We start from the raw sequence: 22,511 nt of genomic DNA, 5'->3' as shown, positions 1-22,511 counted from the left end.
TGATCGTGAAAACGGTAATTCTCTTTTCCTAATCCTAAAGATAAATGCCATTTTAAACGTGTTTCTTTCCAATGATGGTACCATTGCATTTCTTCTCCCGGACGCACGAAAAACTGCATTTCCATTTGTTCGAATTCACGCATACGGAAAATGAATTGTCTTGCAACGATTTCATTTCTAAACGCTTTACCAGTTTGAGCAATTCCAAACGGAACTTTCATACGACCTGATTTCTGAACATTTAAAAAGTTCACAAAAATACCCTGCGCTGTTTCCGGACGTAAATATAAATCCATTGCAGACTCAGCAGAAGCACCCAATTTAGTTCCGAACATTAAGTTGAATTGCTTAACATCTGTCCAGTTTTTAGAACCCGTTTCAGGATCAGCAATTTCTAATTCTTCGATTAAAGCTTTTACATCCTGAAGATCATCAGTCATTCCTTTTGCAAGCCTTGATAAAATTTCTTTATATTTTGCAAGATATTCTACAACGCGTGCATTTGTTGTAATAAATTCTTCCTCATTAAAAGCATCACCAAAACGAGCTCTTGCTTTTTCAATTTCTTTTTGAGCTTTTATATTTATCTTTTCAGCATATTCTTCTACTAAAACGTCGGCTCTATATCTTTTTTTAGAATCTTTATTATCAATTAACGGATCATTGAAGGCATCAACGTGGCCTGAAGCTTTCCAGGTTGTTGGATGCATTAATATTGCAGCATCAAGGCCGACAATATTTTCATTCATCTGAACCATTGATTTCCACCAATATTCACGGATATTCTTTTTTAATTCGACGCCATTTTGTGCATAATCATAAACTGCACTCAATCCATCGTAAACTTCGCTTGACGGAAAAATAAATCCGTACTCTTTTGCGTGCGAAACCACATTCTTAAATAAATCTTCTTGTTTTGCCATAGTAATGCAAAAATATAAAAAGTACTTATAAAAAAAAGAAAAATAAAAAAGATTGAAGTTTAAATTTGGTTAGTTTTGTAACTAAATTCTTTCTATTTGTGTTTAATTTTATAATTGATCTCTTTTTCCCTAAAGTTTGCTCTGGCTGTCGTGCCGTTTTAATGACAAACGAAACTGTTTTATGCACGAATTGCCGTCATGAACTACCTCTAACTCAATATCATTTAGATTCAAATAATGAAGCCGTCAAAAAGTTTTATGGCAAAATAGAAACCGAACATGTTTCTGCCTTTATTTATTTTATTAAAAAAGGAATTGTTCAGGAACTCATTCATAACCTGAAATATAAAGGCCACGAAGAAATTGGCACCGTTTTAGGAAACTGGTATGTAGAGGATTTAAAAGAACTGAAACTTGAAATACCTTTTGATGCTGTAATTCCGGTTCCTTTACATCCGCGAAAATTTAAGGAACGCGGTTACAATCAGGTTACCACTTTTGGAAAGGCTTTAGCCGAAGGTTTAAAAATTCCGTATAATAGTTCGGTTTTATATCGAAAGAAATATTCTAAAACACAATCAAAAAAGAATCTTTTGGGAAGATCTGAAAACATCGAAAATATCTTCGATGTAATTTCAACCGAAGAAAATCATAACAAACATTTTTTAATTGTTGATGATGTATTGACAACCGGAGCAACACTCGAAGCTTGTTCCAGAGCATTGTTAAAAATTCCGGGAACAAAAATCAGCATTGTTTGTATGGCGATGGCGAACTCTTAAAAAAGGAAATTCCAATAAAAGAAAAATTCCAAATTCCAAAACTTAAGTTGTTTTTTGGTATTTGGAATTTCTTTTTTATTGAAGTTTAATAATTTTAGTTGACTATTATTTTCTTAACTGTTCTTCTGTTTCCATCGATAACGGTTACTAAATAAATTCCTGCTGAAACATTTGGAAGCTGAATGTTTTGATTAAAGTCTCCAGATGCTTCGAAGGTTTTCGTGTAAACACTTTTTCCTAAAATATCGTGTACAAAAATCTGAACATTATTTGATTGACTTGCAAATTGAACTGTAAAACTTCCTTTGTTTGGATTTGGATAAAGCGCAAAATCAAGAGTTTCAAAATCATCTGTACCCAAAGTAAATGTTTTGGTACAGATGTTTACTGATGCTGAATTTATTTTTCCAAACATTCCCGAAACGGCGTCACGAACTCTAAATGTCCATGTTCCCTGTTGTGTCTGCCCATTAAAAGCACTCAATTCATTAACCGGAATAACAATTTGTTCTGTTGTTTTGCTGCAATCTAAAGCATTTCCTGAATCATCAAAATTAAGAATCAATGTCGAATTTAAACTTGGACATGATTTATTAAACAAACGAACTGTTGTTCCCTGCGGACTCACGATTTGGATTTCAAGATCTGATAATCGTTCGTGCGTAACATTTACCAAAACATTTACATCTGAAATTGTTCCTGTTGCACTTGGTACACTAACTGATTTTGTTGTATAACTTGTTGAAGCCAGAATATTAAAAGGACTTTCAAAACTATAGGTATTACAGCTTGTTGTTGTTGTATACCCAATAGCAAACGGTTTACTGTTTAAAGTATAATAGATATTTGCCGTTGGTTCAATAAGAAGTCTGCAATTTGTAGACGAAGGAATACTAGCAGGCAGAGCAATAACTTCTGAACCATCATTTGCGGTATTAGCCGCTAAAGTGGTTGGAAAAGTTAAACCGCCGTCTGTAGAAAGTTTGATATTTACTAAAGAAGAACCTTGCAGGTTATTGGTATTATTAACGCTCCATGTAACGGTTTGACTTGTACCTTGCTGCCAGCTCACATTATCGCCATTATGCGATGTTACCGCAAAAGGACCAGCTGTAGCAACCACATTCACTGACATTGCACTTGTATTCGTCTGAGCTGTACCTAAAGCTGCATTATCTCTACCTGTTAAAGTAAAATTTAATGTTCTGGCGATAGACGAAACAGATTCCCAGGTTGTGGTTAATTTATTTTGTAATACCGAATTATAACTTGGAAAATAACGAACAGGTGAAGTTGTTGGAGCAAATGATCTAAATAAAGGCCCGTCTGGTTTTGTTGGATATGCGATACTATTGGCTTCAGATGTTGTAGTAGCATTATCATATTCTTCCCAAGTGTACGTGATAATATCTCCTTCGGGATCTGAACCGGTTCCTTTTAAAATAAATGGCGTACTAATTGGAATTGTATAATTACTTCCTGCACTAATTACAGGCGGATTATTGGTTAAATTGGTGCTAACCGGACAGCTTTTTCCTGCAAGTGTATTCTGGATCTGTAAAATACTTGCATAAGCAAAATAGTCGTCAGAATTATTTTGAATATCATAATCGCCAGTAACTCCGGCATATCCCATTATTGTAGAACCGCTTCCCGGCTCAACATTTACTGATGTTCTTTCACCTGAATCATATGAAAAAGTATGATTCGCACCCAATTGATGTCCGAATTCGTGTATCACAAAATCAATATCAAAAGTATCACCTTCTGGTTTTCCATCTGAAGGAGAAGTAAAAGCACTTCCTTTTGCTAAAGGATCACCTGTTGTTGGATTTGAACAAATACAACCTATACAACCGGCATTTCCTCCTCCGCCAGAAGCACCAAACAAATGTCCAATATCATAATTATTATTACCGATAATATTTGTCAACGTTGTTTGAACTTCCTGATTCCATGCACCATCTGCACCATCTGAAGCATTAGAATAAGGCTGGTTTGCAACATTGGTATAAATTACTGCATCATTATTGGCAATCAAAACCAGTTTCAATGCTAAATCTTTATTTAAAACACCATTCACTCTTGTTAGTGTTGCATTCATTCCGGCTAAAGCTCCCGCTTTTGTTCCGCCAAAATACGCTGTATATTCTGCTGTACAGGACAATGCTAAACGAAGTGTTTTAAAAACTTTATTATTAGATGTTGTTTTAGCAGTTTTTCCTTCTTTATTATTTACAACAGCATCTATAGTTTTACATACTAACTTTGTTTTTGAAGCTGCATCTTTCGAAGAAAACAAAACATACTCTGCCTTGTTATCTGGATTTTGCTCGATAAACTCAGTGGCTTTATCTGCTCTAAAAAGCATTGTTTGAAGACCTCTAGGCGAAAGACTAAAATGTATTTTTGCCGATTTATCGTCTAAACCGCTTCCTTCATAAGCTCTAATTTCTGGGTATTTTGCTTGTAGTTCAGGATCAAAATTAGAAGATTCCCAAACCTGAAATCTTTCTAAAACCCCTTTTGCATTAGGAATTGTAATCTCAGCATTTGAACTTAATGCTGATTTTTGAGTTGTTTTGGCCAATTTTGCCGTTAAGGATTCTGTGTTTAATTTATAATACAGGTTTTCCGAATCAGATACTGAAGTTTTTTTTCCAGAGACTGAAACCGAATTAACTTTTTGCCACAGGTCGTCACTTTGTGCATGAAGTTGTACAAATGAAAAGATAATCAGAAAATAAAGTAATTGTTTCTTCATGCTGAGTGATATTTTTATGAAATCAAATTTAGTCGAATTAAATCAAATTCTTACATCTAAACGACATTTAACGTTTTTTAGTCGACGAATCCGTGATTTTTTCGACAAAAGAAACATAATGTTCCTAAAAAATCAATTGCCCTTAGTACAAAATTTAAAATAGATAGTATAAATTTGCAGCATCTTAAATAATTTGTTTTGAAGCTCTTTCATTCTATAAACGATTTCCATTCGACCAAGAAAACAATTTTGACTCTTGGTACTTTTGATGGCGTACATATTGGTCATAAAAAAATTCTGGAAAGAATTACTCAAAACACGGAAAATGGCAAATACGAAAGTTTAGTACTTACATTTTTTCCGCATCCGAGAATGGTTTTACAAGAAAAATCAGAAATAAAACTGCTGAATACTATTGCTGAAAAAACAAAACTTTTAGAAGCAACCGGAATTGAAAATTTAGTTATTCATCCGTTTAATGAAAGTTTCTCAAGATTAACTGCCGAAGAATTTGTCAGCACTATTTTAGTTAATCAGTTTCATATTCAAAAAATAATTATTGGTCACGATCATCGTTTTGGAAGAAACAGAACGGCCAATATTGATAATTTAATTGCTTTTGGTGCTGAATATGGTTTTGAAGTGGAACAAATTTCTGCAGAAGAAATACAAGATGTTTCTGTCAGTTCTACCAAGATCAGAAAAGCTTTAGATGAAGGAAATATGGAATTAGCCAATGAATATTTAGGCTATGACTATTTTTTGAGCGGTGAAGTTGTAAAAGGAAAACAGTTAGGAAGAACAATAGGTTTTCCAACGGCAAATATTCAAATTGAAGAGGAATATAAGTTAATACCGAAAAATGGTGTTTATGTTGTGAAAGCTTTGATTGATGATTTAGAAGTTTTCGGAATGATGAATATCGGTTTCAATCCAACTGTGAATGGCCAAAAACAAACTATTGAAGTAAACCTTTTTGATTTTGATGCTGATATTTATGGCAAAAAAATTGAGGTTTCATTATTGCAATATCTTCGCGGAGAACAAAAATTCGGTTCAATTGATTTAATGAAAGCTCAATTAAATCAAGACAAACAGGATTCTTTAAATTTTGTAAGTAAGTTTCAATAATTATATTTCGATTGATATAATTACAATATGTATAGTCCCTACGGGACAAAATAAATACTTGAAAATTATATTCTACCGATATAAAATCTCTACGAGATATATTCTATAGGGATTAAAAATAAGCTGCAAACATGACGTATCTTATTTCCATTATTATAAATCTTAATATATTCCTTTAAGAGTTAAACATCAACAAATATATAGTTCCTACGGAACAAAATGGAATCGCTTACAATAATTTTCTACCGATATTAAATCTCTACGAGATATGATTTGTTTGGGGCTAAAAATGTGTTGTAAAAATAACTAATCTGGTTTTTATCAATATAAAACTTCTTAAAACGTACTCCGTTAGGAGTTAAACATCGGTAACAAAAAAAAATACCGCACCTGCATTAATGTCCTGTAAGGACTTCACCTATTTCAAGAAAAGAATTCTTTTTTCTGAACATTATTCCTCATACATAACATTTTACCAATTTTAGATCATCGTAGTTATTTTTTTAGTAAATTTGATATAGGACTCTGTTTCCCAAACATTTACTATTAACTTCTTTAAAAATAACCACTATGAAATTACCTAAAGAAATAACAAACGGTTTTTTAATATTCCTCGGAATTGGCATTTATTTTTTATTGATGAATGTATTAGGTTTAGCAGATTTGTTTTACCTGCGTACGCTGAATGTATTTTTTATATTTTATGGCGTAAACAGAACAATGGTAATGAATCTTCATGAAGGGGAAACGAGTTTTGTATCAAATGCAGTTTCTGCAATTACAACTTCTGTTGTTGGTGTTGCATTGAGTGTTTTTGGATTATTGGTTTACAGTTATGCCCGAGGCGGGGATGCTTATGTAGAAACTTTATCCAAAACTTTTATGTTTGGAGGAAATCCTTCTGTACCAACTTATTGTATTTGTCTGCTTTTTGAAGGGCTCGCTTCATCGGTAATTGTTACCTTAATGATGATGTTATATTGGAACAATAAATATGCAGCCGATTAATTATTCAAAATAAAAACAACCATTTAAGCGCTCAAAAATCATAAAAACCTATAATTTTATGATTTTTGAGCGCTTCTTTTTTAAAAGACTTGCCAAATATTCAATTACAACAATCAGTGTTGTTGGTTACTACAATTTAATTACTTTTAAAACTTCAAAAAAAATTGTATCCATGAGCATAACAAAACACAATTGGACAAAAGACGAAATAATAGCAATCTATAATAAACCACTAATGGATTTGCTTTATGAAGCTGCAACAATTCACAGACAAAAACACGATCCAAACGTCGTTCAGGTTTCTACTTTATTATCAATAAAAACAGGCGGATGTCCTGAAGATTGTGGTTATTGCCCACAAGCTGCAAGGTATAATACCGGAGTTGAAGGAAATGACTTAATGACGGTGAGCCACGTAAAAGCTCAGGCTTTAAGAGCTAAATCCAGCGGATCTTCCCGCGTTTGTATGGGAGCTGCCTGGAGAAATGTAAAAGATGGCGAAGAGTTTGATCAGGTTTTAGAAATGGTTCGTACGATCAATAAACTTGATATGGAAGTTTGCTGTACTTTAGGTATGCTTACTGAAAATCAGGCACAGCGTTTAGCCGAAGCTGGTTTATATGCTTACAATCATAATTTAGATACTTCTGAAGAATATTATAAAGATGTAATTTCTACCCGCGGTTTTGAAGACCGTTTACAAACTATCGAAAATGTTCGTAAAACAAATGTTACGGTTTGCAGCGGTGGAATTATTGGAATGGGAGAAAGTATTGAAGACAGAGCCGGAATGCTTGTTGCGCTTTCAACTTTAAATCCGCAGCCGGAATCTGTTCCTATTAACGCTTTAGTTGCTGTTGAAGGAACTCCGATGGAAGAAGAAAAACCGGTTGAAATCTGGGAAATGATTCGTATGGTTGCTACAACCAGAATTGTAATGCCGGAAACTCAGGTTCGTTTATCTGCCGGAAGAACGAACATGACTCGTGAAGGTCAGGCAATGTGCTTTTTTGCAGGGGCAAATTCAATTTTTGCAGGAGATAAATTATTGACTACTCCAAACCCTGATGTTAGTGAAGATATGAAGATGTTTGAAATGTTAGGATTGATTCCGCAAAAGCCTTTTATAAAAGTTTCGCAGCCAAAAACAATTGAAGCTGCTGATTCTCAATTTAATTCTTTAGGAGAAAAACCTAGATGGACTAGACCCGGACATACAATTGAAAGAAACGTTGAAGCTTCGATCAAATCAAAAATTTAGGTAAAAGAGTTAAAAAACTTCAATAAAATTTTTTAAATTGCTTATGACACAGAGTTATAAGCAATTTTTTTATTTATAAAAATGAAGTTAAAACAAATCCAAAGGGTTAAAAAAATCTCTAAGGAAGATTTTATTTCCCAATATGTAAAAAAGCAAATTCCGGTTGTTGTTGAAGAACTAACTGAAGACTGGCCCGCTTATCAAAAATGGAAATTATCTTATATTAATGATATTGCCGGTGATATTACGGTTCCTTTGTATGATGATCGACCAGTAAACCATGAAGAAGGTTTTAATGAAGCTCATATGACAATGAAAATGAGCGATTATATCAACCTTTTAGAATCAAAACCTACCAATTACCGCATTTTTCTTTACAACTTAATGAAACAAGTGCCACGATTGAAAAATGATTTCTTATGGCCGGATATTGGACTAAAACTTGTTAAGCAATTACCGATGTTATTTTTTGGTGGCGAAAACGCCAGAGTATTTATGCATTACGATATTGATTACTCAAACATTCTGCATTTTCACTTTCACGGCGAAAAACAATGCATGATTTTCGCACCAAACCAGTCAAAGTATATGTACAAGGTTCCGCATGCTTTGATTTCGAGGGAAGACATTGATTTTGATAATCCTGATTATGAAAAATTTCCTGCGCTTAAAAATGCTGAAGGATATATTACTAATCTTAAACATGGAGAAATGTTATATATGCCCGAAGGTTACTGGCATTATATGAAATATTTGACTCCGGGATTTTCGATGAGTCTGCGGGCTTTTCCCAGAAACATTGCGAATTTATCTAGAGCAGCGTACAATGTTTTGATTATGCGTCATTTTGATATTATGATGCGAAAATTCAAAGGACAGAAATGGATTGACTACAAAAATGAAAAAGCAATTCAAAACACGCATGAAAACCTTCGAAAGAGTGCTTAAGAAAAATAAAAAGCCGGCTGCAGAATTAATTTTGCAGCCGGATTTTTATTTGAATTTATAATTTTAATGAAACGTAATTTTTCTGGTTGTTGTTTTTCCGTTTTCCAAAGCCACTTTCACAATCAAAACCTGATCTCCTGACTGCAGATTTGGAATCTGTAATTCTGCATTTTCAATCTTTTTATTGTTGTAAATCAATTTTCCAGAAATATCAAAAATGGAAACTTCTTTTATAAAATCATGTGTTGAATTCACTTTAATGTTTTTATTCTTAACCGAAACAAAAAGATTGTTTTCCTGATTTTCAAAATCATCAACTCCTAAATTTACTGCAGCATATTTCAAAACAAAACGGTCTAAAAAGGTTCCTATTGACGTAGTAAAAGTATATTTACCTGTTTGCAGATTATGTGTTGTATTGTTCCATTTATCTTCTAAATAAATAGCACGATTTGCTAAATCACCATCTGAATGATCTATTGCTATTGAAAATTCTCCTTCAATTCCAGATCTGTATCCTAAAGGAACAACATCAGTCTCCTGAAAAGGTATGGCACGCCCTTGAACTGTTAATTTTCTTCCTTCATTAATACTATAAAAATCTACATATATATTTCCGTTTATAGTAACTCCATCGTAATTATTGTCCCAAGTATTGGTTGCCCCTTCTACATATCCTACTAACAGTTGTTTAAAAAGTCCTTGAGTATTTGTCATATTAAGCCAGACTCTGTGTTTTTCAATCGCTTCTTTACTGCTTTCTGCTGTCTTAAAAAACTGGCTGTTATTTCCGGGAACTCTCATTGAATTTGTAAAAACAGCATTTCCAGTACTTTTTGCTTTTACAAAGAAGGCCTGACCAGCTGCAATATATCCCAAAGGAGGATTTTGGTTTCCGGGCGTTCCTGCTCCATTTCCAGTCATGCCGCCTACACTTGTACTTCCTGTTAAATTATAAATAGCATAATCATCGCTATTGTAATTAAATTGAGCATCACCGGGAACAGAGCTGCTTGGCGCAGAATTATGAGTCCAAAAATATAATGTTCCATATAAATTGGCAGCATTATCAAAAATAAATTGATCCGCATATATTGCCGAAGGATATGGATTACCAAGCAAGTGAGATTTCTCTGCGGCTAATAAAGGGACGGTAATTGTACCATTATTAGGAACTCCTTCTAAAAATGAATTATAAACTGAAGGAGCGGTGATATCGAAATTCTGAGGTGCTCTAACAATATAGCCAGATCCCGGGCTCATTTCCATCGTTCCGTTATAATTTATTATCCATCCGGTAATCGCACTATGATTATAGTATTTATCGGCTAATGTGTTTGGTGACAAGTCGTGCAATGTATAAGGCGGTGTGCGTACAATTGGCGAAGACCAATAGGTAAAATCATATCTTCGAACTGGTGTAGTATTTCGTTTATATATAATATTCCCTGTATTTACAACATTATTAACCTGCATTAAACTCGCATTATTTTCAAAAGTCAGTAAACCTCCATTATTGTTAACAGAATTGGTAATCGTTAAGGTATGATTAGAATTTACTGTAACATTGGCACCAGGATCAACAACACAAGAGCAGCCGCTCAAATCACCAGTGGTAGAATAATTACCCGAAAACCGAACAGCATCTGTAACTATCGGAGGACTTCCTTTTGACCAGCTTGTACCATTCCAAATATTTGTAATTGGAGCTTTTATCTCCAGATTAATAGTGGGTAAAGAAGGGCAGATATTTATATCATGTATTGTAAAAGTATAATTTCCGGGAGCTAGATTTGTTATGGTATAACTAGTTCCTGATGAAGTATAGGTTTGAGAAACTGTTCCGTTTTGCGTAATTGTCCAATTTGGTGATGCCAGTAAACCTGTCAGATGTACACTTCCGTTTGGATTAACACAAGTTGGCTGTGTAATAATTGCCAATATTGGTGTAGATGGTTTTGGCTCCACATCAATTCTTGTTTCTATAGCAAATTCTTCAGGGCAAGTTCCATTTTTAACTACAGCTCTGTAACTGGTACTTGTTGTTAATACTCCTGGCTGAAAAGTATTAGATGTATTTGCAAAAGGCTGCCATACATATGGTATAGATTCCGCATATTCCCATCTTACAATTGTTCCGGTGTAATCTGTTAAAGTCAATAACGGACTTGGATCTCCTGCACAAATATGATTTCCTCCATGTACTGCACCACGCTCAGTTTTTGTTACTGTAGTAGTATTACTTGCACTTGTGTTTGATGCACACCCTATAGAAGAATAACCTACAGTTACTGTTTTATTTCCTGCTGTCAGCCATTGTACTGTTACGGTATTACTTGATGCAGATAGATCACCTGAGGTAATAATATAATCTGTATTCAAAACTCCCGGAACATTCCAAACATAATTTGATTGTCCGCTTTGTGTTGTATACGTAGCATCAGTATTCACACAAACCGAAGCTGCGGGCTGAGTTGTAAATGTTGGAATTGGAATTGGGTTAATTGTTATTGTTGCCGAACCTCCAGTAAAACCAGAACTTCTAGCACAGGTATTTGCTCCCGTTACTGAAACTAGAGTATAAGTCGTCGTTACTGTAACCGGAGTTGTAAAAGTTGCAAATGGAGTTCCGCTTACAACTCCTGAAGCCGTGCGATCTGCTCCTCCATTTTCTTTATAAACTATTGTATACGGACCAGTTCCTGATGTGGCAGTAAATGTCAATTGTCCTGCTCCTGTTGCACAAAATGAGCCGTTTGCTGTTAAACTTCCTTGCGGTAATGGGTTTACTGTTATTGTAGCTGAGCCTGTTGTAAAACCAGAACTTCTAATACAGGTATTTGCTCCCGTTACTGAAATCAAAGTATAAGTTGTTGTTGCGGTAACTGGGGTTGTAAAAGTAGCAAATGGAGTTCCGCTTGCAACGCCTGTTGCAGTTTGATCAGCTCCTCCATTTTCTTTATAAACAACTGTGTATGGCCCAGTTCCTGCTGTTGCAGTAAATGTCAATTGTCCAGAGCCTGATGCACAAAACGGACCGTTAGCTGTTAAACTTCCCTGTGGTAATGGATTAACCGTTATTGTTGCGGAATTTTGGGTAAAACCAGAACTTCTAATGCAGGTATTTGATCCGGTTACTGAAACTAGAGTATAAGTTGTCGTTGCGGTAACTGGTGTTGTAAAAGTAGCGAATGGTGTTCCGCTTACAACTCCTGCTGCAGTTTGATCAGCTCCTCCATTTTCTTTGTAGACAATTGTATATGGACCAGTTCCTGCCGTAGCTGTAAAAGTTAACTGTCCGGAACCTGTTACACAAAATGGACCATTTGCTGTTAAACTTCCCTGTGGTAATGGATTAACCGTTATTGTGGCTGAACCTGTTGTAAAACCAGAACTTCTAATGCAGGTATTTGATCCGGTTACTGAAACTAATGTATAAGTTGTCGTTGCTATAACGGGAGTTGTAAAAGTGGCGAATGGAGTTCCGCTTACAACTCCTGATGCTGTTTGATTTGCTCCGCCGTTTTCTTTGTAAACAATTGTATATGGACCTGTTCCCGCTGTAGCTGTAAAAGTTAACAGTCCGGAACCAGTTGCACAAAATGGGCCGTTTGCTGTCAAACTTCCCTGTGGTAATGGATTGACAGTTATTGTAGCTGAACCTGTTGTAAAACCAGAACTTCTAATACAGGTATTTGCTCCGGTTACTGAAACCAAAGTATAAGTTGTTGTAGCAGTAACAGGCGTTGTAAAAGTGGCAAAAGGTGTTCCACTCACAACTCCTGTTGCAGTACGGTCTATTCCTCCATTTTCCTTGTAAACAACTGTATATGGACCTGTTCCTGCTGTTGCTGTAAATGTTAACTGTCCTGCGCCAGTTTCACAAAACGGACCATTTGCAGTTAAACTTCCCTGTGGTAATGGGTTAACAGTTATTGCTGCTGAATTTTGGGTAAAACCAGAACTTCTAATACAGGTATTTGCATCAGTAACTGAAACTAATGTATAAGTTGTCGTTGTGATAACTGGGGTTGTAAAAGTGGCAAAAGGTGTTCCGCTCACTACTCCTGTTGCGGTACGGTCTGCCCCTCCATTTTCTTTATAAACTATTGTATATGGGCCTGCTCCTGATGTCGCTGTAAAAGTTAACTGTCCTGCACCCGTTTCACAAAACGGGCCATTCGCCGTCAAACTTCCCTGCGGTAATGGATTAACCGTTATTGTTGCTGAACCTGTTGTAAAACCAGAACTTCTAATACAGGTATTTGATCCTGTAACTGAAATTAAAGTATACGTTGTCGTAGCTGTAACTGTGGGAGTAAAAGCGGCAAAAGGCGTTCCGCTGACAACTCCGCTAGCGGTGCGGTCTGCTCCGCCGTTTTCTTTATAAACTACTGTATACGGGCCCGTACCTGCTGTTGCAGTAAAAGTTAAAAACCCGGAACCTGTTGCACAAAATGGGCCATTTGCGATTAAGTTTCCCTGTGGTAATGGATTGATAGTTATTGTAGCTGTGTTTCCTGTAAAACCAGAACTTCTAAAACAAGTATTTGCTCCGGTTACTGAAACTAAAGTATAAGTTGTTGTAGCAGTAACAGGCGTTGTAAAAGTAGCAAAAGGTGTTCCACTTACAACTCCGCTTGCGGTGCGGTCTGCTCCGCCATTTTCTTTGTAAACAACTGTATATGGACCAGCTCCTGCTGTAGCCGTAAAAGTTAAAAACCCGGAACCTGTTACACAAAAAGGACCATTTGCTGATAAAGTCCCTTGTGGTAAAGGATTAACTGTTACTGTTGTTGCTATAGAATTTGCAGCTGTACAAACTCCATTTTGAACAACAGCTCTAAATTGAGTTGTTTCACTAAGCGGACCAGAAGTATAAGTATTTGTCGTATTCGCAATATCAGTCCAAGTTGAAAATGGAGCTATAGAATATTGCCATTTTTGAATTGTACCAGTTTCTCCTGTTAAAGATAAGGCAGCACTTGTTGCCCCAGCGCAAATTGTTGTTCCGCCTGCAACTGTTCCACCAGCCGAAGGAGCAAAAATTGTAACTGTTGTAACGTTAGAAGCAGATATATTTGAAGAACAAACTCCGGATGTTAAATTAGTAACGGTAATATTACTTGTTCCAACGGTATTTAAACCTACTGCTGTAAATGTTCCTGTTCCGGCAGTAGTTACAGTCATTGTTGCTGTAAGTCCTGTCGCATTTGGAAGGCTTCGACTGTATGTCACGGTATAAGTTCCTGTTGGTAAAGATGCAGCAGATGATGTCAGTGTTACAACTGAAGTAGTTCCAAGATTACTGCAAACATTTACTGCTGAAATTCCTGTAATACTATAAGTAGGGCAAGTATAGGTTACTATAACCTGACCATGTGCTCCTGATCCTCCGGGCTGAGCGGCGGCAAGAGCAGAGCTCATTGAACCACTTCCTCCTCCTCCAGGGGCAGTACCCGGGTTTCCTACTGCAGTTCCAAGAACTAAACTTGGCACTGATGCTCCTCCAAGTCCTCCTCCCGGACTTGCTCCATTTCCTCCTTTTCCGGAACTTAATAAAAGTGCAGCTAAAACATTTCCTCCAGCACCTCCCGCTTCACCAGCAGCTTTTGTAGTACCAAAAGAAGCTGCTGTAGATCCGCCAGCACCTCCGGCAGGCGCACCACCTGCATTGTTAGCCAAACCTCCTGCTCCACCTGCAGCATAGATAATGCCTTCAAAACCGGTAATAGTTGAATGCCCGCCTGCAGCACCATTATTTACTGTTCCTGCTACTGTACCGGCAACTACAACATTTAAAGTATTACTGGCAACCACAGTGATATTGCTTCTTGCGTAGGCACCACCTCCACCTCCACTTCCGCTTCGTCCTTCAAGTAAACCTGAGCCGCCTGCGCCACCACCGGCACCGCCTCCGCCCCAAGCCTGAACATCCATTAACGTAACACCAGCGGGAACTACTATAGTTCCATTAGCTGTTAATGTATGTGGGGGCTGTGCCCATAAGGAAAAACAAAAAAATGAAAATAAGAGCGAGAGCTTAATTTTTTTTGATAAAAAGTTCTCTTGGCATTCATTGCATAAAGAAAAACAACGAATAAAAAATTGAGGTAAGATTAGGAAGATTGGTAATTTTTTTTTCATCGCACTATTTTTTAATTAACAGAAAAAGATTCACCAGCAGCAGAAAGTCTGGCTTAGTTTAATTTCTAAATACCTCAAAAAATAACATTGACTTCAAAAAATGATTTGAAACCAAAAGCAAAGAATATTAGTAAATGTTGCTTTTTGTAGTATTTAAACAAGCATTAAATAGTATTTGGCAGATAAAAAATAAGTTACATTTTGTTTAAGGGGATTTGAAAATGTATATTAACGGCTTTTATGTTATGTTCGTCGAATGACTATTACAACAAGGTACGATTTTTTTTACATAAGATAAAGAGGTAAGATGTTAAATATTGTAGATTTAACACTTTTAACCTGATAATTTAAAAATTGTGTAAGTTGTGTTAATTACTATAAAACACTGATTAAATGATTTTTACATTTACAAAAGCTATTTAAAAACAAAAAACCGCCTTACCTATATATGTTGGCGGATTGACTACATTGATGAAAATTCTATTTTAGAAAATTATCTTTTTTGTTTTAGAAAAATCATCTTCTAAAATTACTTTCACTAACATAATTTGATGAACAATTCTTAAATTTGATATTACCAATTCAAAGTCGTCTAAATTTCTTTTTTCGAAAAGTAATTTTCCCGTAATATCATAAAGCAGAACATTTTTCAGTTTTTGATTTTTCGATTTTATATTGATTATTTTATCTTTTGATGAAACCAAAATTTCATTTTTAGTATTCCGGAAATCAACAACACTTAAATTTTTATCTGTAAAATGAAGTATAAATCTGTCTGTAAAAGCTCCTATTTCGCTATGAAAAGTGTAATCTTTTAGGGTAACATTAGTAATGCTGTTCTTTAGTTTATCTTCTAAATAAATTGCCTGACCAGACAAATTACCATCAGAATGATCTATCGCGATTGTAAAATTATCAGCGATGACCGTTTTATATCCTAAAATAATTTCATCAGAATCCTGAAAAGGTAAAGCTCTTCCCTGAATCGTTAGTTTTTTACTTTCACTAATGCTGTAAAAATCTACAAACTGATTTCCGTTTAAGGTTTCCGCATCATAATTTAGATCATAAGAGTTTGTTGCGCCTGGCAGGTATCCAATTAAAATCTGTTTAAATGCACCACTATCATTTTTAAGATTCAGCCACAATCTATGTTTAGTTACTTCTTTACTAGTTTCTTTTTTTGCAGGCTTAAAAAACTTATTATTTGTTCCGGAAATTCGCATACTATTATTGAATTCCAAAAACCCTAGCTGATTACTTTTAACAAAAAATCCTTGTCCGGAAGCGATTTTACCATCGGGAATTGTTTCATTAATACCGTTGGAAATCGCTTTTGTACCTACTCCGCCAACTAAGTTATAAACGGCGTAATCATCTGATGTATATTCTAAATTTGTTATTGATGTATTATGTGTCCAGAAGTAAAGTGCGCCTTTGGTTTTAAATTCATTTTTGCTCAAAAAACTATCACCATCAATGGCTGATGGGTATGGGTTCCCAATTAAGTAAAACCTATTATTTTCTTGTAAATCAACTTCAACCTTTCCATTATTTGGAACACCAATAAAAGTTCCTTCGTATACTGATCGTTCAAATTGAGAAAATTCCTGAGGAGATCTTATTATATATCCTTTTCCTAAAGACATATAACTGGATGACTCTTCAATTTTCCAACCTGGCAACGCAGAATTGTATGACTGGTATTTATCAAATAATGTATGAGGTGAAAGATCAATTAGTTTTTGATTATTGACTGGAGAAGACCAATAGGTATAATCAAATTTTAAAACAGGATTTGTTTTTCTTTTCATCTGAATAATTCCAGAGTTTACCATATCATCATCTGATTGGTATAAACTGGCTGAATCTTCTAAAACTAATATTCCTGATCCTGAATATGAAAATTCAATTCCTAAATTATTTCCATTTAAAAGTGTAACTTTTTTCCCTGCTTCAATGCTGCAGCTGCAAACATTCGACGAATTTAAATTCGGAAAATCTTCTTTAAAAAACACTTCTTTCCCTCCAGATGGATAACCGTTTGACCAAGAACGGCCATCCCAAATTGTTGATTCGAGACAAAGTTTTAACCGACAAATTCTATGCTTGGAAAATCCTGAAACAGAATTAAAATTTCCTCCAATTAAAAGTCTAAAATCAGATGTAATACTTAATACAAAAATTTTATTATTGACCGATGTATTGAAGGTGTTGTCAAAATCTCCTGTTTTTAGCAATCTTATTAATCTTAAAGAAGGATAATTTTTATAAGTTCCTGAAAAGGTTCCACCAACTAAAAGACGATCATCTCGCTGTACCAAAATTGCACGAACATCTCCTTTGTTAAAACCTATTCCAGAATTAAAACTAGTGTCTAAACTTCCGTTAGGATTAAGACGAAGAATACGTTTTTGCGAACTTTTATTATATGTTAAAAAAGAACCTCCAACAATTATTTTTCCATCTGATTGTAATGCTATTGAGTAGACATTCTTATCAAAACCATCTCCAATATTAAAACTGTTATCAATACTTCCGTCTATGTTTAATCTAATTAAATGCTGATATGGCTGATCATTAAATTTTATAAATCTTCCTCCAACTAAAATCTTTCCGTCGGGCTGTATCAAAATATCTTCTATTTCGTCATTGGCACCAAGACCTGCATTAAAAGTTGAATCATGTGAACCATCAGAGAACAATCTTACAATTCTAATTATTGAAGAATTGCCGTTGTAGCGTTCGAAATTTCCTGCTACAATAATTTTATTATCGGATTGCAATGCCATAGCATAAATTTGACTATTGAATCCTGAACCTATATTGAATGTATTATCTATCGATCCGTCTGGAAAAATCCTTACAATCCTATTATAAGACTGGTTATTATACTTCGTAAAATTTCCACCCAAAATTATTTTACCATCTGATTGAAGAACAGCTGTTTTTATTAACTTATCTGCTCCGGCTTGTCCTGTATTAAAGTTGGGATCAAAAGATCCGTCTTCTAAGAGTCTTGCAATTCTAAAAGCGGGATTATTATTAAATTTCGTAAAGTTTCCCAGTACTATTGTTTTTTGATTCTCTAACGGAATTATTTTAAAAACAGAATTATCAAAACCAATTCCAGACGCTAAATAACCCGTATCCTGCTCTCCTTCAAAATTAACTTTTGCCAATCTTCCCTGATTTTGTCCATCAAAAACAGAAAATGTTCCTCCAATAAACCATGATCCTTCTGAGTCATTTACGAGGGTCCAAACAGTAGATGCTGGCCCTGTGCCCATATCAAAATCGGGTTTTATAGTTCCATCTGAGTTTAAAAAAGCAATATAATTAGCCGTTACTCCATTATAGCGACCATTAAAAGATCCACCTACCATGATGTTACTTGCGTTATCTATTTTAATAATTTGCACAACACCATTACTAAATCCGGATCCAAGAAAACTGAAATCACGAGTACCATCCTCATTTAGACGTACAATTCTATTGGCGGTAATTTCATTATATGATGTAAAACTTCCTCCTAAGAGTATCTTGCCATCGGACTGAACTTCTACGGCATTTACATTATTGTCAAAACCAGTTCCGATATTAAAATCTCGATCAATACTTCCATCCGAATTTAACATGATGATTCGATTAGAAGCGACTTCATTAAAGGATGTAAAATTGCCTACAACTAAAATTTTATCATTAGGCAAAACCCGAACTTTTGAAATTTGTAGAGCGGATCCTATGCCAATTTTAAATGAATTATCAATTGAGCCGTTTGGCAGCAGTCGTGCAATTCTGTTTACTGCTGTATTACCATATTTTGTAAAAGTGCCCACAATTATAATTTTTCCATCGGGTTGCACATCTATATCATGAATAATTCCTGCTCCTGAACTAGCTGCAACCACTGTGCTAAAAGATGAATCATATGAACCATCACTATTAAGACGAACAAGTCCTCCCGCACTTCTTCCATTATAAGCTGAGAAATTTCCTCCGGCAAGTATTTTACCATCGGGCTGAACATTAGAAGAATAAACTTTACCATTAAAACCAGCTTCTGTATCAAAACTTTCATCTATTGTTCCGTCAGGTCTTAAGCGGGTTAAGTATGAAGAAGGAATTCCGTGTAGACTTGTATAATCACCCCCAACAATTAGGTTATTATCTGGCTGCAAAAATAGAGTTCGGACAGTTGCATTAAATCCATCTCCTTTTGAACCGTCGTCGATTGTATTAAAAGTATTATCTACTTTTCCTTGTTGAGCAATAAGGATGTTTGTGAAAGGCAAAAAAATAAAGAACAGTATATGTTTTATCAAAATCGTAAATAATCGGTTAATATAATTTGTAAGAATTAACCGAAATTAAACGACTTTACAAAATAATACAATACCCACTTTTAGTGATTTTTCATTTATTTTAAAAACAAAAAATCCATTCCGTTGTGGAATGGATTTTTTTATTAGAAGAAGTTTATTTTATTTAAAAATAATCTTTCTTGTTACTTCAGCTTTGTTTTCAAGTGTCACTTTTACCAGTAAAACTTGATTAGCAGCCTGCAGATTTGAGATTGATAATTCTGTAGTTCCAACTTTCTTTTTATTGTATAAAAGTTTTCCGGTAATATCAAAAACTGAAACCTCTTTTATGTTTTCTTTTGATGAAGTGACTTTGATTACTTTGTCTTTTACAGAAACTAAAAGTCCGTCTTTTACATTTTCGAAATCTCCGGTTCCTAATGTTTTATTCGTATAACGAAGTACGAAACGATCTGTAAATGTTCCTATTTCTGTGTTGAATTTATAGTTTCCTGCTTTTAGGTCGTAAATAACTCCTGCCTTTTTATCTTCAAGATAAACTGCCTGATTATTCAATAATCCATCTGTATGATCAATGGCAATTGTGAATTCTCCTGCAACGGCAGTTCTATATCCAAGCGGAACTAAATCTGTATCTTCAAAAGGAAGTCCACGTCCTTGAATCGTTAGTTTTTTGGCATCATTTAAACTGTAAAAATCTAAATTGACACTTCCGTTAAGAGTGGCTGCGTCATAATTCTGGTCCCAGCTGTTTGTTGCTCCTTCAATGTAACCTATCAATGCTTGTTTATATAGCCCTGTTGCATTTGAGATATTCAGCCACAAACGGTTTTTTTCAAGATTAGTCTGAGCAGTTTTAAAGAACTGGCTGTTATTACCTGCTATTCTCATACTATTTGTAAAAACAACATTACTGCCCGTACTTGCTTTGAAGAAAAACCCCTGAGCCGCTGCAATTTTTCCACTTGCAGGCGGACCATTTGATGTACCTGTGCTTCCTGATAAGGTATATACCGAATAATCATCCGGGTCATAGTTGTAAGTTGCATTTCCATTGGTGTTTTCGTCAGGCTGGTTACTGTGTGTCCAGAAATACAATGCTCCAACACCAGCATCATTAATTAATTTATCAGCATCTATTGCTGATGGATATGGATTTCCGATTAAGTTCCACTTTGTAGCGACTGGAGTAACCGTAATATTTCCATTGTTTGGAACTCCTGTAAATGATGCCTGAAAAGCAGCAGGGCTTGCATTACCTTGAGGACCTCTTATAATATATCCCTGTCCTGGTGTCATGACCAAAGTTCCGTTATAGCTAATTACCCATGAACTTGTTGCCGAATTAAAACTTTGATATTTATCTGCAAGTGTTGTTGGAGATACATCATGAAGTGTTATACCCGGTGTTGCAGTAACGGGTACTGACCAGTAAACATAATCGTAACGGTTTACAGGAGTAGTGCTTCTTATATAAGTAATGTTTCCGCTATTAACTGCATTAGTTGTCTGAACTAAACTTGCGTTGTTATCAAACGTTAAGGAGGCGCCTGAACTAACCGTTAATGCGTTTGTAATTGTTAAAGTTCGCCCTGATGGAACTGTCATATTAACACCACTATTTATGGTACATGAACAAGCAGTTAAATCTGCCGAAATTGTAAATACTCCAGTAAAAACAGCTCTTTTTGTTGCAGTTGGTGTTCCATTTGACCAAGCAGTTCCATTCCAGGTTGTAGAAGACTGATCTGTAATTGTTGCTCCAAGACTGGATGGTGATTTACAGCCAGTACTATTAGTTACTCTAAAAGTATATGTATTGGCAGCGAGAGAGGAAATTGTTGTACTCGTTCCAGTACCAGTATATGTAACAGATCCTGGGCTTCTTTCAATTGTCCAAGTTCCGGTTGCAGGTAAGTTATTCAAAATAACACTTCCTGTAGCAGCACATGAAACGTCACTTATTGTACCAATAGTAGGCGGTGACAATAAATCTATCGATGTTGAGATATTATCTGTGTAGGTATGTCCCGAAATGTCTTCAACGACATTTAACGATGGGTCCGTTCCGGTAACTTTTGCAGAATTAACAACCCTTCCTGCAATCACATCTGCACTAGTAATAGTATAAGTTCCGGTTAATGTAGCAGTTGCTCCGGCGGCCAAACTAGCAATTGGGTTTCCTGTAATAGTGATTCCAGGCATTGGATCAGTCACAAGAATATCACTAATAGGAACCTCTCCTGTATTTTTTACATTAAAACTATAATTAATAACATCACCAGCTTTTCCACATGATGGCATTGAAGCTGTTTTTATAAGACTTAATTCTGCAATTTTTAATGAATTGGTATTAAAAGCAATAAAAGCACAATCTGAACTACCTGAAAAAGTTACTACAAAACGATCAACCTGAGCTGCGTTTGCAGATGTTATTCCAAATTGACCGGTTTCAATTGCAAGCATTCTAATGTTTCTTGTTGCAGCTGGAGTGTAATCATAAGTTCCGTTCATTTTAAATAAATCCAAACTATAAGTACCGATAGCAGCAACAGCATCAAATTTTATAGATAATTCCGTTCCAACTGTATTTCCAGAGGCATCAATAAATTTAAAAGTATCTGGTGTTCCGCCAGGATCTGCTACCTGAGTTACAATTAAATCGGGAATTCCATCACCAACACCTGTAACATTTAAGTTATTAGTACCAACTTTAAATTCTGCTGTACCTGCTTTTATATTAGCCACACCAGTACCAAGCGACAAACCACTTGTCCCATCGGTTAATCTTGACGCTAGTTCAGCGCCTGTAGCACTTGAGCCGGCTAAAGCGGGAACTAAAGTTGCACCACTTGCAGATCCATCTATCATTGAACCTTGCAAGAAATAAGATCCCGTCGTAGAGCCTAAAGATTGAATTTTTAAAGCTCTAAATTTTTGAGCATTATAAACTACAGAGTGAGAATCTAGAGTCGTATTACTAACTCCTGTTGAATAGGTAGTCCCATTCCATGAAAATGCTAATAAATTGTTTTCTCTATCGGGACGATTACCAACTCCAGTAGTCGAATTCGAAGTCCAATAGCCGTTCCAATCCGTATAGATTCTTGAAACAGCAGTTAGCTGCGCCGACATTTTTAAAGAGAACAATAAAAATATAAACAGTATTTTTTTAAATAAAGAACGGGTAAACAAAAGTAATTTTTGGGGCATACAATTTGT

Annotated in this window: 10 protein-coding genes; 5 read left to right on the top strand and 5 right to left on the bottom strand. The window is 35.3% G+C overall.

Annotation, left to right across the window (positions count from 1 at the left end; all coding sequences use genetic code 11):
* On the bottom strand, positions 1-923 hold a 923-nt coding region (locus tag B3C18_RS14115), incomplete at its 3' end, for a glycine--tRNA ligase (protein WP_291147847.1).
* Between the two features lie 161 nt (positions 924-1,084).
* Between B3C18_RS14115 and B3C18_RS14110 the strand changes: the two genes are divergently transcribed.
* On the top strand, positions 1,085-1,705 hold the full coding sequence (locus B3C18_RS14110; protein WP_414655351.1) for a ComF family protein: 621 nt from the start codon (positions 1,085-1,087) through the stop codon (positions 1,703-1,705).
* A 94-nt stretch (positions 1,706-1,799) separates the two neighbouring features.
* Here B3C18_RS14110 and B3C18_RS14105 read toward each other — a convergent pair whose 3' ends face one another.
* A complete protein-coding gene (locus tag B3C18_RS14105; RefSeq protein WP_291147845.1) occupies positions 1,800-4,469 on the bottom strand; it encodes a reprolysin-like metallopeptidase in 2,670 nt (889 codons plus the stop codon).
* Positions 4,470-4,667: 198 nt separating this feature from the next.
* Here B3C18_RS14105 and B3C18_RS14100 point away from each other — a divergent pair, with 198 nt between their 5' ends.
* The 4 genes from B3C18_RS14100 to B3C18_RS14085 all read left to right on the top strand — a co-directional run bounded on the left by B3C18_RS14100 (position 4,668) and on the right by B3C18_RS14085 (position 8,817).
* The gene (locus B3C18_RS14100) at positions 4,668-5,600 is read left to right on the top strand and encodes a bifunctional riboflavin kinase/FAD synthetase (protein ID WP_291147843.1); all 933 of its coding nucleotides are present in this window, start codon (positions 4,668-4,670) and stop codon (positions 5,598-5,600) included.
* Positions 5,601-6,170: 570 nt separating this feature from the next.
* Complete coding sequence (locus tag B3C18_RS14095; RefSeq protein WP_291147841.1) at positions 6,171-6,608, top strand: hypothetical protein; 438 nt, start codon at positions 6,171-6,173, stop codon at positions 6,606-6,608.
* A gap of 172 nt (positions 6,609-6,780) precedes the next feature.
* Positions 6,781-7,869 carry a biotin synthase BioB gene (gene bioB, locus B3C18_RS14090; RefSeq protein WP_291147839.1) on the top strand — a complete coding sequence of 363 codons (1,089 nt, stop codon included), beginning with the start codon at positions 6,781-6,783 and terminating at the stop codon, positions 7,867-7,869.
* A gap of 81 nt (positions 7,870-7,950) precedes the next feature.
* Positions 7,951-8,817 (top strand): cupin-like domain-containing protein, encoded by an 867-nt coding sequence (locus B3C18_RS14085; protein ID WP_291147837.1) that lies wholly within the window; start codon positions 7,951-7,953, stop codon positions 8,815-8,817.
* A 63-nt stretch (positions 8,818-8,880) separates the two neighbouring features.
* Here the strand turns inward: B3C18_RS14085 and B3C18_RS14080 are convergent, their stop codons facing one another.
* The 3 genes from B3C18_RS14080 to B3C18_RS14070 form a co-directional block, all read right to left on the bottom strand.
* Positions 8,881-14,964: a T9SS sorting signal type C domain-containing protein gene (locus B3C18_RS14080; RefSeq protein ID WP_291147835.1), complete on the bottom strand. Its 6,084-nt coding sequence runs from the start codon at positions 14,962-14,964 to the stop codon at positions 8,881-8,883.
* Between the two features lie 485 nt (positions 14,965-15,449).
* The gene (locus B3C18_RS14075) at positions 15,450-19,259 is read right to left on the bottom strand and encodes a T9SS sorting signal type C domain-containing protein (protein WP_291147833.1); all 3,810 of its coding nucleotides are present in this window, start codon (positions 19,257-19,259) and stop codon (positions 15,450-15,452) included.
* A 189-nt stretch (positions 19,260-19,448) separates the two neighbouring features.
* A complete protein-coding gene (locus tag B3C18_RS14070) occupies positions 19,449-22,502 on the bottom strand; it encodes a DUF7507 domain-containing protein (protein ID WP_291147831.1) in 3,054 nt (1,017 codons plus the stop codon).
* Between the last annotated feature and the right edge of the window lie 9 nt (positions 22,503-22,511).

Source organism: Flavobacterium sp. UBA7680 (assembly GCF_002482975.1).
In the GTDB taxonomy this organism is placed as follows: domain Bacteria; phylum Bacteroidota; class Bacteroidia; order Flavobacteriales; family Flavobacteriaceae; genus Flavobacterium.
This window is presented reverse-complemented; position numbering and strand designations above follow the sequence as displayed.

Coding starts and splice junctions, on each gene's coding strand:
- B3C18_RS14110 (WP_414655351.1), top strand. CDS start 1,085: ATGACAAACGAAACTGTTTTATGCACGAATTGCCGTCATGAACTACCT.
- B3C18_RS14105 (WP_291147845.1), bottom strand. CDS start 4,469: ATGAAGAAACAATTACTTTATTTTCTGATTATCTTTTCATTTGTACAA.
- B3C18_RS14095 (WP_291147841.1), top strand. CDS start 6,171: ATGAAATTACCTAAAGAAATAACAAACGGTTTTTTAATATTCCTCGGA.
- B3C18_RS14085 (WP_291147837.1), top strand. CDS start 7,951: ATGAAGTTAAAACAAATCCAAAGGGTTAAAAAAATCTCTAAGGAAGAT.
- B3C18_RS14080 (WP_291147835.1), bottom strand. CDS start 14,964: ATGAAAAAAAAATTACCAATCTTCCTAATCTTACCTCAATTTTTTATT.
- bioB (WP_291147839.1), top strand. CDS start 6,781: ATGAGCATAACAAAACACAATTGGACAAAAGACGAAATAATAGCAATC.
- B3C18_RS14070 (WP_291147831.1), bottom strand. CDS start 22,502: ATGCCCCAAAAATTACTTTTGTTTACCCGTTCTTTATTTAAAAAAATA.